At 65.0% G+C, this 15764-nt stretch carries 14 protein-coding genes and 1 pseudogene; 10 read left to right on the forward strand and 5 right to left on the reverse strand.

What is annotated here, in order from left to right:
* The first annotated feature begins 4 nt into the window (after window positions 1-4).
* The 5 genes from MMF98_RS16910 to MMF98_RS16930 are packed head-to-tail and all read left to right on the forward strand — an operon-like array spanning window position 5 to window position 4944.
* A complete protein-coding gene (locus tag MMF98_RS16910) occupies window positions 5-1120 on the forward strand; it encodes an ABC transporter substrate-binding protein (protein WP_243307872.1) in 1116 nt (371 codons plus the stop codon).
* Complete coding sequence (locus MMF98_RS16915; RefSeq protein ID WP_243307873.1) at window positions 1117-1983, forward strand: branched-chain amino acid ABC transporter permease; 867 nt, start codon at window positions 1117-1119, stop codon at window positions 1981-1983. The genes MMF98_RS16910 and MMF98_RS16915 overlap by 4 nt, the downstream gene beginning before the upstream one ends.
* Complete coding sequence (locus MMF98_RS16920; RefSeq protein WP_243307874.1) at window positions 1980-3701, forward strand: branched-chain amino acid ABC transporter ATP-binding protein/permease; 1722 nt, start codon at window positions 1980-1982, stop codon at window positions 3699-3701. The genes MMF98_RS16915 and MMF98_RS16920 overlap by 4 nt, the downstream gene beginning before the upstream one ends.
* Window positions 3698-4360 (forward strand): ABC transporter ATP-binding protein, encoded by a 663-nt coding sequence (locus tag MMF98_RS16925; protein ID WP_243307875.1) that lies wholly within the window; start codon window positions 3698-3700, stop codon window positions 4358-4360. Before MMF98_RS16920 ends, MMF98_RS16925 begins: the two co-directional genes overlap by 4 nt.
* Window positions 4357-4944 (forward strand): UbiX family flavin prenyltransferase, encoded by a 588-nt coding sequence (locus MMF98_RS16930; RefSeq protein ID WP_243307877.1) that lies wholly within the window; start codon window positions 4357-4359, stop codon window positions 4942-4944. The genes MMF98_RS16925 and MMF98_RS16930 overlap by 4 nt, the downstream gene beginning before the upstream one ends.
* 8 nt (window positions 4945-4952) lie before the next feature.
* On the opposite strand, the gene MMF98_RS16935 is transcribed toward MMF98_RS16930, so the two are convergent.
* On the reverse strand, window positions 4953-6044 hold the full coding sequence (locus MMF98_RS16935) for a BTAD domain-containing putative transcriptional regulator (RefSeq protein WP_243307879.1): 1092 nt from the start codon (window positions 6042-6044) through the stop codon (window positions 4953-4955).
* A gap of 147 nt (window positions 6045-6191) precedes the next feature.
* On the opposite strand from MMF98_RS16935, the gene MMF98_RS16940 reads away from it, so the two are divergent.
* The 3 genes from MMF98_RS16940 (at window position 6192) to MMF98_RS16950 (ending at window position 10120) form a co-directional block, all read left to right on the forward strand.
* Window positions 6192-7328, forward strand: coding sequence for an ABC transporter substrate-binding protein (locus tag MMF98_RS16940; protein ID WP_243307881.1), 1137 nt, complete (start codon window positions 6192-6194; stop codon window positions 7326-7328).
* A gap of 327 nt (window positions 7329-7655) precedes the next feature.
* Window positions 7656-9299 carry a carboxylesterase/lipase family protein gene (locus tag MMF98_RS16945; protein ID WP_243307883.1) on the forward strand — a complete coding sequence of 548 codons (1644 nt, stop codon included), beginning with the start codon at window positions 7656-7658 and terminating at the stop codon, window positions 9297-9299.
* A gap of 53 nt (window positions 9300-9352) precedes the next feature.
* Window positions 9353-10120, forward strand: a complete 768-nt coding sequence (locus MMF98_RS16950; protein WP_243307885.1) for a helix-turn-helix domain-containing protein — start codon at window positions 9353-9355, stop codon at window positions 10118-10120.
* Window positions 10121-10141: 21 nt separating this feature from the next.
* Here MMF98_RS16950 and MMF98_RS16955 read toward each other — a convergent pair whose 3' ends face one another.
* Window positions 10142-10507: a Rossmann-fold NAD(P)-binding domain-containing protein gene (locus MMF98_RS16955; protein ID WP_243307887.1), complete on the reverse strand. Its 366-nt coding sequence runs from the start codon at window positions 10505-10507 to the stop codon at window positions 10142-10144.
* Between the two features lie 231 nt (window positions 10508-10738).
* On the opposite strand from MMF98_RS16955, the gene MMF98_RS16960 reads away from it, so the two are divergent.
* Both MMF98_RS16960 and MMF98_RS16965 read left to right on the forward strand, forming a co-directional pair.
* Window positions 10739-11365 carry a glutathione S-transferase family protein gene (locus MMF98_RS16960; RefSeq protein WP_243307889.1) on the forward strand — a complete coding sequence of 209 codons (627 nt, stop codon included), beginning with the start codon at window positions 10739-10741 and terminating at the stop codon, window positions 11363-11365.
* Window positions 11362-11996, forward strand: a pseudogene (locus MMF98_RS16965) (type 1 periplasmic-binding domain-containing protein). The gene MMF98_RS16960 and the pseudogene MMF98_RS16965 overlap by 4 nt, the downstream one beginning before the upstream one ends.
* A 52-nt stretch (window positions 11997-12048) precedes the next feature.
* On the opposite strand, the gene MMF98_RS16970 reads toward MMF98_RS16965, so the two are convergent.
* From MMF98_RS16970 to MMF98_RS16980, 3 genes are read right to left on the reverse strand one after another with little or no spacing between them, the layout of a single operon-like run.
* Entirely contained in the window at window positions 12049-13539 is a 1491-nt protein-coding gene (locus MMF98_RS16970) for an MBL fold metallo-hydrolase (RefSeq protein WP_243307891.1), read from the reverse strand.
* Between the two features lie 44 nt (window positions 13540-13583).
* Window positions 13584-14495: an alpha/beta hydrolase gene (locus MMF98_RS16975; RefSeq protein WP_243307892.1), complete on the reverse strand. Its 912-nt coding sequence runs from the start codon at window positions 14493-14495 to the stop codon at window positions 13584-13586.
* 29 nt (window positions 14496-14524) lie between these two features.
* A complete protein-coding gene (locus MMF98_RS16980; protein ID WP_243307893.1) occupies window positions 14525-15760 on the reverse strand; it encodes an MFS transporter in 1236 nt (411 codons plus the stop codon).
* Window positions 15761-15764: the final 4 nt, after the last annotated feature.

Raw genomic sequence — 15764 nt, forward strand, 5'->3', positions numbered from 1 at the left:
AATCATGGCCGCTGTCGTTGCGCTCGCGTCGGCTTCGGCTGGCGCGCAAACCAGCGTGCCGGAGTGGAAGATCGGCGTCATCGCACCCACCACCGGCCTCATCGCGACCATCGGCACGCGCCAGCTCGCTTCGCTGCAATGGTGGGAGCGCGAAGTCAACGCGCGCAACGGCATCAAGGGCCGCCGCGTGGTGATCAGGCATTGCAATGACGAGGCCAACCCCGAGAAAGCCGTCACCTGCGCGCGTGACCTGCTGGCGCAAGGCGTGGTGCTGCTGCTCAACGCCTCGGTGACCGGACCGATCCGCGCGACCATGCCATTGGTCAAGAACGGCCCGGTGATGCTGACGCCGTCGCCCAACATCCTGCCAGAGGCCTCCAGCTACGTGTTCCAGACCAGTCCGTCGGACGCCGACCTCGTGCTCGCGGTGGCTGAATACGCCAAAGCCAACGGCGTCAACCGGCTGGGCATGGTGGCCGCTACCGATGCCAGCGGGGAGGTCGGTGTCGCCAGCGCCGCGGCGGTTTTCCCGAGGCTGGGCATCCAGTACAGCCTGGCGCGCATCGACCTGCGCGCCACCGATGCGACCACCCAGCTTTCGCGTGTATCCGGCTCCGACGTGCCCCTGCTCTACTCGACCTACACCGGTGGCGGCGCGGTCACGGTGGTGAAGGGTTACGCCAACCTCGGCCTCGCGCAGCCGCTGGTGGTGAGCTACGCCAATATCTCCGATCCCTTTGTCGCGCTGATCAGGAGCGACCTGCCCAAGCGGCTGCTCGGCACGGCCCTGCGCGGCGTTGCGCCCGAGCTGCTCAGCGATGCCGGTGAGCGCGAGCGTACCGCCTACTTCACCAAAAGCTACGAGCAATGGCGTGGCGAGCGCGCCGACATGCTGAACCTGCTGGCGCTGGGCATGGCGGACGCGGCCGAATCCATCCTCACCCATGTCACGGATCCGGCCAACGCCGATGCGGTGAAAAAGTACCTGGAGACCACACCGATCAAGAGCTTTCAGACCATCCGTTTCTCGCCGCAAAGCCATGTCGGCATGAATGCCGGTGATGTGGCGATCGTCGAATATCGCGGCAACCGCTGGACCCGCGCGGACCCGATCCGATGAATCTCTTTACCCAGTCGATCATCAGCGGGCTGATGGCAGGCGCCGTGTACGCCTTGCTGGCGGTCGGCCTCATCATCACCTTCCGCACCTCGCGCATCCTCAACCTGGCCTATGGCGAGACTTATGCGATCACCGGCCTCACCGTTGCCCTGCTCATGAACGCCGGCGTGCCGCTATGGCTGGCCATCGCCGTGGCGCTGGCACTGGCGGTTGCATTCTCCGTGGCGCTGGACCGCTTCGTGCTGCAGCCGCGCAGCCACTGGCCCATACCGATGCTGATCCTCGTCACGCTGGGCGTGGCCTTTGTCAGCCGTGGCGTGCTGCTGGTGCTGGCCGGCATCGATCCGCTGTCTTTTCCTCGTCTGGTCGCCGGTAAGCCGCTGCGATGGTTCGGCGGCGCGCTGCCTCCGCAAGGGCTGCTGCTGATCATCGCCGGCATTGCCGCGGCCTACGCCGCCACAGTGTTCCTGGCGACCACTCGCCTGGGCAAGCAATTGCGCGCCTGTGCCGCCAACCCGGATGCCGCGCAGTTGCTGGGCGTGAACGTCGGCCGGGCGCGGGCGATTGCGTTCGGCATCGCCGGGCTGCTCGGTGGCCTGGCCGCGGTGCTGCTAGTGCCGCTCACCTCAGTGGATTTCCAGGCCGGGCTCGCGATGACGCTGCGTGGCTTCATTGCCGCGGCTCTCGCCGGCATGGTGCCTGCGCGCGGTGTTCCCGCCGGGTTGTGCCTGGGCCTGTTCGAATCGTTCGTCAGCACTTATGTCGATGCGTTGGCGCAGGACCCGATCGTCTTCTTGGTGCTGATCGTCATCGCGTTGTGGCAAAGCCGGCGGATTCGCCACGGCGGAGGAGTACGGGCATGAGCGGCCGGCTTTTCGTGCGAGTCCTCGTGACCGGTCTCGTTGCCGTGCTTTGCGCGGCCAGCCCCTATTTCGGCTTGCCGGCCTGGACGCCCTCGCTGGCCACGGTGGTAGCCTTGCTCAGCGTGTCGTTGATGGGCCTGAATCTGATCTTCGGTAACACAGGCATGCTGGCATTCGGCCAGGCGGCGTTCGTGGCGCTGCCCGGCTACCTGGCGGGCATGCTGTCTCTACACCTGCATGTGCCGACGCTGGCCGCCATTGCCTTGGCGTTGATCGCGACCGTCATCGTCGCCAACCTGGTAGGACGGATCTTTATCCGATTGCCCGGCATCTTTTTTGCCGTGGGCACGCTGGGTTTCGCCTTTGTGGTGGAAGGTCTGGCTCGTGCCTTTCCTTCGGTGACCGGCGGCGCCTCAGGCCTGGTGTTCAGCGAAGGGACGCAGCTGTCCGGCGATGCGTGGTATGCACTGGCGCTGGGCACTCTTGCGCTCGCCCTGGCCTCGTATCTTGGTCTGGTGCGGCATCGCTATGCTCGCACGCTGCGTGTCGTGCATCACGACGAGCTTGCCGCCGCGGTCGTCGGTATCGACGTTGCCCGGGTCAAGTCGCGTGCGTTTACGCTGGGCTGCGCCTACTCGGCGCTGGGCGGTGTGCTGTTGGCCTATTTTGTCGGCGTGGTGGTGCCCGAGAACTCGGGCGTGAACCGCTCGCTTGAGATGGTCGGCATGGTGATGCTGGGCGGCCCCGGGCGCGTGCTTGGGCCCCTGCTTGGTGCTGGGCTGGTGCAATGGATGTTCACCGTCGCAGGCTTTGCGAAGCAGTACGAAGTGCTGCTCTACGGTGTGGCTTTTCTTGGCACGGTGCTCTTCGCACGCGAAGGATTGGGTGGCCTGCTGCAGGCGGTGTGGCATCGCATCGGCTCGGCCGGCAAGCTGCCCCCGCAAGTGGTGGACCGCAGCAGCGAGCCTGCCATGCCCTTGACCGTCGGCGCGCCCGGCGGTGTTGCCTTGAGAGTCGAAGGCGTGGCCAAACGCTTTGGCGGCGTGCATGCCATCGACGACGTGAGTTTCGAAGTGCAGCACGGCGAGGTCTTCGCACTGGTCGGCCCCAATGGCGCTGGCAAGACGACGCTGTTCAACATCATCTCGGGCCTGGAGATGCCCAGTGCCGGCCGGGTCTTTGTCGAGGGCCAGGACGTCACCTCTGCCCCCGTACACGAGCGTGCCGCCGGCATCGGCCGCTCGTTCCAGGTGGCGCGGCTGGTGCCCGATCTGACCACTGCTGAGAACGTCATGGCGCGGCTGGACCACATCGCGCCGCACATGCCAGAGGCCGGCAAACGTGCCGCTGCGCTCGCGCTGCTGGGCCGGTTCGGTCTTGGCGAGCTCGCGAATTCTCGCGCCGCGCAACTGTCGGCGGGACAACGCAAGCTGGTCGATATCGCGCGCGCCGCACTGGGCTCGCCGTCGCTGCTGCTGCTGGACGAGCCGGCGGTCGGCCTGACCGAAGTCGAGCTGGACCAGTTGGCCGGGTTGCTGGACAAGCTGAAGCAGCAGCGCTGCGGTATCGTGCTGGTCGAGCACAACATCGGGTTCCTCAGCCGGGTGGCCGCCAGCGGCGTGGTGCTGCATGGTGGCATCGTGATCGCCCGCGGGCCGATCGGGGCCATGTTGCAGGACGAAGCCGTGCGCAATGCTTACCTTGGGGCGATCGAATGACACCGGTGCTGGAAACCAACGGCTTGGCTGGCGGCTATGGCGAACTGTCGGTGTTTCACGGCGTCACGCTCACGCTGGCGTCCAATGAAGTGCTGGGCATCCTTGGCCCCAACGGCGCCGGCAAAACCACGCTGCTGCGTACGCTCGCCGGGTTGCTGCCACAGCAGGGGGGAACCGTGAATCTGGAGGGGCGCAGTCTTGGCCGTGCGCAGGCGTGGCAGCGGGCCCGTGCTGGCCTGGTCATGGTGCCTGAAGGGCGGCAGATCATCCCCGGTCTCACCGTGCTGGAGAACCTGGAGCTGACGCGGGCCTCGGGCCGCTCCGGCTCTGACGCGGCGTCGTTCAACACCCGCGTCGAACAGGCATGGGAACTGTTCCCGCGATTGGCTGAACGCCGCCATCAGCCCGGGGATGCGCTGTCGGGCGGCGAGCAGCAGATGCTGGCGATCGCCCGCGCGCTGATGATGCAGCCGAAGGCACTGCTGCTCGACGAGCCGACCCAGGGGCTTGCGCCCATCGTGGTGCAGGAACTGCGCGGTGTACTGCAGAAGCTGGTGGGCCGTTTCGCGATCCTCCTGGTGGAGCAGAACCGCGCCTTCATGGCCGGTGTGGTCACGCGCAGTGCTGAGATGCGCGATGGCAGGCTCGTTGCGATATGACTAGACCACATCGGCTCATTGTCGGTCTCAGCGGCGCCTCGGGCGCCATCATGGGCGTGCGCGTGCTGCAGCTGCTGCGCGAAGCGGGTGTCGAAACGCACCTGGTCATCAGCCGTGGCGCGCAGATCACCCTGGCATACGAAACCGACTGGAAGGTGCCCGACGTGCAGGCGTTGGCGAGCGTACGCTACAGGCAGGACGACATTGCCGCGGCGATTTCCAGCGGCTCATTCCACACCGACGGCATGATCGTCGTGCCCTGCTCGATGCGCACCCTGGCCGAAGTGGCGACAGGCACTACCAGCTCGCTGCTCACACGTGCGGCCGACGTGGTGCTCAAGGAGCGGCGGCGGCTGGTGCTGATGGTGCGCGAAACACCACTGCATCTGGGGTATCTGCGAAACATGACGGCCGTAACGGAAATGGGCGCGATCGTCTACCCGCCGGTGCCGGCGTTCTATGGCAAGCCGCAAAACCTCGAAGACCTGGTTGACCATAGCCTGGGCCGTGCGCTCGACCTGTTCGGCATCACGCTGCCCGGTGTGAAACGCTGGGGCGTGGATGCCGGACCGGGGACGGCATGACGGCGATTTCAAGCCGGCATGTGGCTCGGCACGCTTTGCCCGAAAGCGCCCAGGCGCTTGCCATCAGGTGCGAACAACGGGGCCACGACTCGCCGCTGGCGGCAACGCTTCCCATCCTTGGACAGTAGCGCGATCTCGCCGGTCCAACTGCCAAATTCCAGCGCCGAATCGATGATGCGGGCGGCCAGGCCAGAGTCGCCGTGCAGCATGGCGGGCGTTCGCCCGACCATTTCTTCCTTGGAAAAGCCGAGCAGTTGCTCGGACTGGGTGTTCCAACCCACGATCCGGTTGTGCATGTCCGTCACCAGCACCGGGTGCGGGATCTGCTCAACGATGAAAACGTAGTCCTCAATGCGAAACACTGGCCCGGCCGGTGCAGCGGTTTCGCGCAGGATGGACTCGTAGGCCGATACCAACTGAGCCGAAGGCCGTACATCGAGTTCGCGGTCCAGGTCGGCCGCCAGCCGGTTGAAGTGCGTCACCACCATCTGCTTGAGGCCCTGGCGGGCATAGGTTTCCATGATGCGGCAGTGCGCGCGCTCGTCGAAAGGATCGACTTTCAGTAGTGAGCGGCTGATGCGCAGCATCTCGTCACCATCCAGCGCCCCGGGCCCAGCCGACAACAGCGCACCAATGCTCCGCTGGGCGGCCCGCCGCACACGCTCGCGCTCCGTCATCAACCAACTGTCGAATTCTTCCTGATCCAGCTCCATGCCTGGAAGGAAGTCGCCCTGGTACAGCCGGTCGGCTGCCAGCGAGGCTTCGCTCGACCGGTCCTCGGCCAGACGCAACACTTCACTGGCGTCCACGGTGATGGTGCCTTTGGTGATCCAGACCAGTTGGCCGCTGCTGCGCACCACCTGCGGCCCGAGGCAGCGCTTGAGGTCGTACAGCGCCTGGCTGAGGCTGTGGCGCGCCCTCGTCTCGTCGTCGGCGCCCCAGAAAGTCGTCGCCAGCACGTCGCGGCCACAGATGTTATTGGGTTGCATCGAGAGATAGGCGAGCAAGGCCGACTGCTTGCGGGTCGAGAGAGTCAGCGGCATTCCCTTGGAGTCGAAGACCGCGAAACGACCCAGCGTGACGAGGTGGTACAGGTTCATATCGGAAGCATTCCATCAACTTCTCCCGCAGCTTGCATCAGCGTTTACCCCTCGCGCAAGACAGGTTGCGCATCGTCGTTTCCATTCAATGGAAAATGCCGAGCGCGCTTTCGACGGTATGCCCAGAATCACTTCAGGAGACACAGCATGCGCACCTTGGTCACACTGACAGGTCTGGCCGCTTTTTTGGCCGCCATCGCGCCCCCCAGCGCGTTGGCTCAGGACTGGAAGATCGGTTTCATCACACCCACCACCGGCCCTGCCACCACGGTAGGCACCCGCCAGTTGGCGACGGTGCGCTGGTGGGAGCAGGAAGTCAACGCCGGCAAGGGCATCAAGGGGCGCAAGGTTCAGGTCGTTCATTGCAACGATGAGGGCAATCCGGCCAAGGCCGTGACCTGCGCGCGCGACCTGCTGGCGCAAGGCGTGGTGCTGTTGATCAACGGTTCGGTCAGCGGCGCGATCCGCGCTGTTGTGCCTTTGGTCAAGAACGGGCCGGTCATGTTGACGCCGGCGCCCGGCATCATGCCCGAGCCGTCGAGTTACGTATTCCAGACCAGCCCGGCCGACGCCGGACTGACGACTGCCGTCGCCGAGTACGCCAAGGCCAATCGCGTCGGCCAATTGGGCATCATCGCGGCGACCGACACCAGCGGCGAACTCGGCGCTGCCAGCGCTGCGGCGGTGTTTCCCGAGTACGGGGTGAAATACGCGCTGGCCCGCATCGACTTGCGTGCGACCGATGCCACCACACAGCTTGCCCGCGTTGCCGGTCCGGGAGCCGCGCTGATCTATTCCACCTACACGGGGGCCGGTGCAGCCACGGTGGTCAAGAGTTACGCCAACCTGGGCCTGACGCAGCCCTTGATCGTGAGCTACGCCAACATCTCCGACCCCTTCGTCGCGCTGATCAAGGACGACATGCCCAAGCGGCTGCTTGGCGTTGCGCTGAAGGGTGTCGTGCCTGAACTGCTCACCGACCCGGCCGAACGCCAGCGCTCCAGCTACTTCATCAAGAGCTATGAACAGGCCCGCGGCGGGGAGCGTGCCGACATGATCAACATGATCGCGCTGGGCATGGTCGATGTGGCCGAGTCGGTGCTGCGCAACGTGGCTGATCCGGCCAATGCCGACGAGGTCAAACGCTATCTCGAATCGACACCGGTCAAGAGCTTCCAGACCATCCGCTTCTCGCCGCACAGCCATATCGGCATGGGGCCCTCCGACGTGGTGGTGGTGGAACTGAAGGGCAGCCGCTGGGTCAAGGCCGATCCGCTCAAGTAAGTGTCCAGGGGCCACACGCTCCGCGTATTGCCGTATTCCCGGAATACGGCTTCGACAGGGCCCAGCCCTAGGCTAACAACGGCCTTCCACGCACGTCCAGCGACAAGTCGATCAGCCTCGTGCCGAGCGCGGGCTTGCTGCTGGCCGCGCCAGGCGGGGTGGATGTTGCTGAGCCGGCCCCCACAGGTGGTGTCAAAGACCACCTCTTGCCATACGTTGAAAGTATGGCAAGAGGGCCGCATTGGGTATTGGCCCTTCTGCATCGCAATCTCTAGCATCCGCTTGCAACGGGAACGTTCCGTACTGAACAAGACAGGAGACAAGCGCATGAATCGATCGATCGTTTGGAAATCGTTGGGACTGGCGGCGATGGCACTCGCCTTGACAGCTTGCGGAGGCAGCAGCAGCGCAGACCCCACATTCGCGCAAACGCAGCAAGGCCCCGTGAAGGGTACGGCCGCAAACGGCGTCGTGCAGTTCCTGGGTGTGCCGTATGCCGCGCCGCCGACGGGCGCGCTGCGCTGGAAGCCGCCGGCGCCGGCATTGGCCCGTGCCGCAGTTCTGGACGCCAAGGCACCGGGAGCGCAGTGCCTGCAAGCCGGACCTCCTTCGGCGTTCGCTGCCACCGGCAGCGAGGACTGCCTGTACCTGAACATCTACCGTCCGGAAGCTGCGCCTGCCGCGCCCCTGCCCGTCATCGTCGGCATCCATGGCGGTGGATTCGTGCTGGGCTCCAGCGCCTTCATGAACGGCACGTCGTTGGCAAAGAACAATAACGTCATTCTCGTGTCGATCAACTACCGGTTGAGCGCCCTCGGTTTCCTGGCGCACCCCGCGCTGACCGCCGAAGACACCGCCACGCGCGCTTCGGGCAACTACGGCCTGATGGACCAGAACGCCGCGCTCGCCTGGGTCAAACAGAATATTGCGGCGTTCGGCGGTGACCCGTCCAACGTCACGCTCACGGGCGGCTCGGCCGGCGGCTTGTCGGTGTTCACGCACATGGTCTCGCCGATGTCCGCGGGCCTGTTCGCCAAGGCGGCACCGCAAAGCGGAGGCTTCAGCAGGTTGCAGGCAACTCTGGCGCAATCGGAGGCGGCGGGCACGGCTTTCACAGCACCGTGGAACTGCAACAGCGCCGGGACCAACGCGCAGGTCGCGGCCTGCCTGCGCAGCCTGCCGGCCGCCACCACGCTCATTGGCGCGCTGCCGCCGCCCCAGTCGGGCACGGGGAATCTGTCCTCGTGGCTGCCGATCATCGACGGGAAATTCCTCACGACTTCGACATCGATCGCATTCGCCAGCGGTAACTTCCAGAAAGTGCCGCTGATGACGGGCGTGGTCGACGACGAGGGCACGTTCTTCGTGAGCGCGGCGTTTGGCCAGGCACCGATCACTGCGGCCACGTATGAACCGGTCGGCATAGCAGGCTTCCTTGGACTGGCCAACCCCGCTGCGGTATCGGCGCGCTATCCGCTGGCCTCGTACCCATCGCCCAACCAGGCGTTGGCGCGTGTCTATGGCGACTTCCGTGTGACCTGTGGCATCCTGCAGGACACCGACAGCATCGCGAGCGCGCTGCCCGCTGGCGCCAAGGCCTACGTCTACCAGTTCTCGGAGAAGACTCCTTATATGGATGCCACGTCGCTCGCGAGCCGTCTGCCGCCCAATACCAACATCACCTACGGCGCCTTCCATGGCGCGGACGTGCCCTACTGGTTCGATCAGATGACCGCCAACCCCACAACGGCACAGCTGCAGCTGGCACAAACGATGTCGAAATCCTTCGCCAATTTTGCCCGGACCGGCAATCCGAACGTGGATGGCACACTGCCCTTGTGGCAGCCGTACTCGGCAAGCCAGCGCGGCGTGCTGAACCTGACCCATGCGGCCTCGACAGCGAATGTCGATGCCTACGGGGCGCACCAGTGCAGCTACTGGTACGGCCAGCCTCCATCGACGCGGCTGTGAAAGCGCGGCCGCCAAGCCTGACGAGCTTCAGGGCTGGCGGCTCGGCTTCAGAGATGCGCGCTTCGATGTGGCTGAATGCGGATCGCGTGCTGTATGTCGGGTTGCTCGGGACGCCGTCGCTGCGAACTTTTGGCAGCTACACGCTGTACGTTTCGCTCGGCGCTGCGCATCGCATCAGCTTCAGCGGGGAGCCTTGGCAGGCCGGCTGGCTGTCCATCGTGCCTCCCGGGGTGCCGCATCGAATCGCCGGCAGCGAGAGGATGATTGCCACGCTCCTGATTGAGCCGGAGACGGTGAGTCATGAGAATCTGCCAGCCTTTCTGCGCAATCGAAGGGGCACGCTGGAAGAACCCCGGCTGCTGGTAGCAATGCACAGAGAACTCGATGCCATTCGTAACGGCAGGCCGGGGCCGTATGAACGGACAACCGAGTTTGACATGGCGTTCTTTGGTGCGGAACTGGTGTCACAAGCGCTCGATCCGCGCATTCGCGCCGTGTTGAATCGAATGAAGAGCCTCCCCCAATGCCCGTACTCGGCGAGGGAATGTGCCGACTCGATCTGCGTGTCCGCGTCACGCTTCCTGCATCTCTTCAAGGAAGACATCGGGGTGCCGTTCCGCAACTTCCGCGCTTGGAAGCGGGCCCGAAGCCTGCTCCACCATGTAAAGGAGGAAGAGAGCCTTACCAACATTGCCCTGGATGCGGGCTATCCCGATTCCACGCACTTCAGTCACACGATACGAACCGTTTATGGCCTCACTCCGCGGTCGATATTGGTTGGCTGCCGCCAGTTGAAGCTTCACCATGCGCCGGCCCTGTAGCGCCTTTGCAATCCGTGCAGTTCAGGGTTCTACAAAGAAATGGATCAACGGCCCGCAGCCTGGTGCCACCAGGTACTGGTTGAAATCCGTGACGCCTGCATCGCGCAGGACCTGCTCGTCCAGCAGCAGCCGGCCGGTGAAGTCGCGGCTGGGTCGGGTGAGAATGTGCCACGCGGCGTCGGCCATGATCTTGGGCACACGGGCTTGTCCCGCCACTTCTGGCGCCGCGATCCTGAGCGCGCTGGTTGCGATGACGGTGCGAGGCCACAGCGAATGGCAGGCAATGCCTTGTTCACGCAGCTCCTCGGCCAAACCAAGGCCAATCATGCTCATCGCGTACTTCGAGGTCGTGTACGCCGTGTGGTGTGCGAACCATTTCGGGTTCATGTCCAGCAGAGGCGACAACGTCAGGATGTTCGGATTGGCGGCTTTTCCTTGCCGATCCCACGGCTTGCACCGGTGATGAAAAGTGTTTTGGATTTGAGTGATGGCATGGTCTCATGCCTGGCCGCAGGCCGCGAGCGGAACTTGCGCTGACTGGCTGTCGCTGCTGGCCGGCAAAAGGTCAGCGCCTTGACGCAAGAACCAGTACGGGGCCCGCGAGACGATCGAGAGCAGATGCTCACGCTCTATCACTGCGAAAACGCCCGTTCTTTTCGCGTCCTCTGGATGCTGGAAGAGCTTGGCCTGTCCTATGACTTGAAGATACTGCCGTTTCCGCCCCGTGTGCTTTGCCCGCAGTACCTGGAAGTCAACCCCCTGGGCACTGTTCCGCTGCTGGTCGAGGATGGCATGCGCATGAGCGAGTCGGCGGCGATCTGCCAATACCTGGCCAGCCGCTACGCGCCCAACTCGTTGGGCGTGGAGAGCCATGAAGCCGACTACGGCGCCTATCTGAACGGACTTCATTTTGGCGAGGCCTCGTTGACCTTTCCGCAAACGCTGATCCTGAGGTACGAAATGCTCGAGCCTGAGGAGCGCCGGCTCCCTCAGGCCTCACGGGACTATGCCCTGTTTTTCCTCGGCCGCCTGCGGGAACTTGCGCGGCTGCTGGGAAGCCGGGATTTCATTTGCGCGAATCGATTCACCGCCGCCGACGTTTCGATCGGGTATGCGCTCATGCTGGCCGGGATTGTGGGGCAAGACGGGCGCTTCACGCCCGCCATACAGGAATACTGGGGCCGGCTGCGCGAGCGCGCGGCGTTCAAACGTGCCGTTGCGATACAAGACAAGAAGACAACATGAAACGGATGTCCGCAGTGGCAATCACCATTCTTCCGGTCAACGCCGCCGCCCCCATGGCCCAGCAGCAGGGTGTGAGCAAGAACGAGATCCTGATGGCACGATCCAGGACATGTCGGGTCCGCTGGCCGGCTACGGCAAGCAGGCGCGCAACGGCATGCTGCTGCGCATTGCCGAGCTCAACGAGCAGGGCAGCATCCACGGCCGCGATGCCGGTGCAGTTCGACAAGAACATCGTCAACCTGTTCCCGATCACGGCCGCGCGCGAAATGTACGAACCGCTGAACCGGCTCAAGTACTCGTTCGCTGCCACCTACTACGACCAGGTGCGCATCACGCTGCCCAAGATGATCAAGGACAAGCGCGGCACAACCGACTTCTCCTCGCAGGTGGCCAAGATGAAGGCCGTGGGCTGCGACCTGGTGGTGCTGGGCATCAGCATCCGTGAGACCATCGGCACCATCGCCGAGGCGCGCAAGATCGGCCCAATCCGACCATCGACAGTTTCATCAAGGCGATGGACAGCTCGACCTTCGAGCCCGATATGTTCGGCAGTCCCCGGAGCAGCTGCACATCCACCAGGCGATTGGGCAATGAGCAGTCGCGCCTGTCGCAGATTCAGGACGGCAAGTGAAAGGTAGTGCAGGACGATGGGAAGTGATTCCGGCCCCCGGGCGACCGTCGCGTTACTGGGGCCGTCGGCCCAGCGTACCGAGAAACTCGGCCATCGATGAAATGCGCCCGTGCAGCGGCAGGATCCGGTCCACCTTCAGGCCCAGGCGATCGATGGCGTCGGCCAGGTTCTGGTTGTTGGCGTTGACCAGGCCGGGTGCGGGGTTGGTGTAGAGGCCTGGCGTATAGGAATCGGCCTCGACCAGCAGCCGCTCGGCGGGCAGGTAGACGATCAACAGGCCGCTCGAATGCACGCTGTCCTGTATCTCGTGCACTTCGACACTGCGCTGCCCGTCACTGAAAACCTGCCTGCCGTTCACGCCGACGAGGGTGGCCGTCTTGCCTGATTGCGTCAGACTGTCCGGCTGGATGCGGTTGGAGTTGCTGAAGATGCGCTCATAGTAGGGCTTGGCCAGCGCGCTGGTCACCAGCGTGGCGCCCTCGGCCGCCGCAGCACGCAGGCCACCGGCGTGGTCGAAGTGGTGATGCGTGTTGACGACATAGCGCACAGGTTTGCCTGGCGCGAGCCGATGCGCCTCGGCCAGCACGGCCAGTGCGCGGCCGTCGTTGACAGGGCTCTCCACCAGCATCAGATGGTCGCTCATCTCGATCAGCACGCTGTTGTGTGAGCCTTCGGTGAGGAACCAGACACCGTTCGCAACCTGCTCGGCGTGCACGCGTTCCCTGAATTGACGCACATTCTCCGGCACTGTCAGTTGCATCAGGGGATTGAGTTCAACCGAATGAACCGACACATCGAGTGCATCGAAGCCGCCCTGGGTCTGGCGGATGCGCATGGGAAACTTGACGCCGCCACCGACATCGCTCCAGTACAGGTACCGTGTGACGACCTCGGTGTCGCCCAAGACCGGATGCGGCATGCGTGCGTCGACCCGCGCCACCAGGCCCTGTGCGTCGATCCACGCCATGGCTTCCAGGCGGCCCGGTATGGTGAAGCTGAGGGTGGCGAATGCCTGCCCGTTGTCCTGGGCACTACCAGCGCGCGCGCCCCAGCGCTGCGCCGCGTGCAGCACGCCGTGCGGCGAGGTCCACAAATCGAGCAAGCGACCTTCCAGCGCGGCGGGAGAGGGCATTGCAGAATTGTTGGGCCCGGCGTTCCACGCGTAGTCACCCACAGCAAAACTCGTCGCACGCGACTCGCCCTGTCCCATCAGCGGCAGCATGCCGCCGCCGGTAGGCTCGGCGCGGGTGCGTATGTAGTCCTCGGCGATGGCACCCTTGCCGTAGTCCATGCGGCGCGCCAGACGCGAATAGTTCATCATCGGCCAGGCCTGCCCCGGCGCGAACGCCTGGCCGACCGAGCCACCGCTGCCGGTGGCGACGAACGCCAGCGACTCCACCTTGGATGCGCCCGTAGCCAAGTCTGACTGGCGCAGGAGACCGGCCGCATCCTGCGCGGCGGGCACGGACGACGGGGGGCTCGCGCAGGACTGCAGTAGAGCGCCCAGGGGCACGGTGAGCAACAAGCGGCGGCGGATGGTCATGGGCGGAGGCTCCTTTGTTTACTGGATTGCAGCTCGTGCAGCTTTTACGGCTGGGCCTTGAGTTCGTCGCGGATGAACTTCAGCAATGCCTCGCTCACCACGCGGTCATCGGTGTGCAGCGAGTAGGGTTGGGCCATGTGGTTGTGGTCAGCGAACACGGCTGAAGCCGGGCAACGCGACGCCTTGCACAGCGCATCGACCAAGGCGGTGGACTGCTCGGCAAATGCTGGCGGATCGAACTCGGCCGATCCAACGAACAGCGGCACGCTGGAGGCCAGCAAGCCCGGCAGCGACGACTGCTCCGTGTACTGCGACGCATCGGAGCCGTGGTACGCGGGAACCACGAGCGGAGGCGCCACCTGGTAGGCGCCCGACAGCACCATCGCTCCGGCCAGTCCTGATCCTGGGACTCGCTGAAAGCGCGGCTTGGCCAGGTAGTCGGCGATGTGGGCCGCGCCGGCCGAGTGGCCAAGGATGAAGACCCGCTTCGCATCGCCACCATGCGTCGCGATGTTGTCGTGCACCCACTTCACAGCCAGGCCCACGTCCTCCCCGCCGGCAGGCCAAGTGTTCTGTGGCGCGATGCGGTAGGTCATGGTGACGCCGACCATGCCATTGCGCACGGCCCAGAGCATCACGTTGTCGTAGAAAGGGCTGCCTGGGTTGCGGCGCGCACCGGCGACAAAGCCGCCGCCGTGGACAAAGATGAGGACGGGGCGCGGCGCCGCCGCGGCTTCGGTGGGCTGAAAAACGTCCAGCAGGTTGCGCTCGGCGGGGCCGTAGCGCGCATCGCGCTCAATTTTTACGTTCGCAAACGGCTCGCGCTCCCGCACCCGCGGCGCAAAGATCGCGGCCGTGGCCGGCCCGTCGACGACCCGGCCCATGGCTCTGATTTTTTCGGCGGCGTCGGGCGGCATCTGCACCGTCGCGCAGGATGCCGCCATCAGCGCGGCCATCACGGTCATCAAGACCAAACGGTTTCTAGTCATGAGCGTCCCTCTTCAGTGCTGTATTTCGTGTGGGGCTGGGGCGCCCCGAGTTCGCGTACGCCCAGTGCCACCAGCGCGAGCGCAGCCGCACATGCGGCCAGCGCGATTGCCAGGATGACCTCAATGCCCAGGCGGTGAGCCATGGCACCAGCCACGGCGGGCGCCATGGCGCCCCCCAGCACCTCGCCAACGCCCACCACGATGCCGGTGGCCGTGGTGGCCAGGTGGCGCGGCACGGCTCCGCTGGTCAGCGGGCCCACGGTGATGCCGACCACGCCGGCGTTCATGAACATCGCCACCAGCAGGATGGCGAACAGCCTGCCTGGCTCGGCGCCCATGCCCGGCAGCAGGCCCAGCGCGATCAGCTCGATCACCAGCGCCACCACCATCACGGGCTTGCGGCCGAAGCGGTCCGACAGCGCGGGCAGGATGAGCAGGCCCGCGCTGCCGCCGCCCATTCCGGCCAGGACCAGGCTCATCTGGTCCAGGCTCAGGTGCAGGTGGTCGGTCAGGTAGTTGGGCATGAAAGCGCCCAGCGTGATCATGCAAGTCAGGTAGCAGACCATGGCGGCGGTGTTGACGATGACGTCGCGGTAGTGCAATACCTCCGGCCAGCGCCCCGACTGCGGCGGGGCAGACTGCTGCGCCACGGCTGGCGTTGCATCGTCATGCAGCACTTTGGCCATCACCACGGCCAGCACCAGGCCGGGCAGCGCTGCGACCGCGAACACCCAATGCCATGAAGGAACGACTTTCAGGAGGGCCACCGCCAGCACCGGTCCCAGGCCCAGACCGACCAGCGGCATCGCCATCTGCTGAATGCCGGTCATCAGGCCCACCCGGGCCGGCTTGGCGGCCATCACGGTGGCCACGATGCTGGGCGGCACGTAAGCCCCCTCGGCTAGGCCCATCAATGCGCGAATCGTCAGCAGGCTGATAAGGCCGGAAGCCAATCCGGTGGTGGCGACGAGCAGCGAGAACAATGTGAGCGCAACCACCAGTACCTTCTTGCGGCCGATGCGATCCGCCAGGCGCCCGGCATACACCGAGGCTAGACCCCAGGTCAGCGCCAGCACACCGGAGATCAGCCCCAGATCCTGGTAGTTCAGCCCCAGGTCTTTCTGCATCACTGGAAACAACGGGTTGATGAGAAAGCGGTCCAGGCCTACCAGGCCGAGCCCGAGGGCCAGCAGGCCGACGGCCTTGAATTCGTAGCGGCGATTCCAGGTCATGGCA

Origin of the sequence: Variovorax terrae (genome assembly GCF_022809125.1) — a bacterium.
Taxonomy (GTDB): domain Bacteria; phylum Pseudomonadota; class Gammaproteobacteria; order Burkholderiales; family Burkholderiaceae_C; genus Variovorax_A; species Variovorax_A terrae.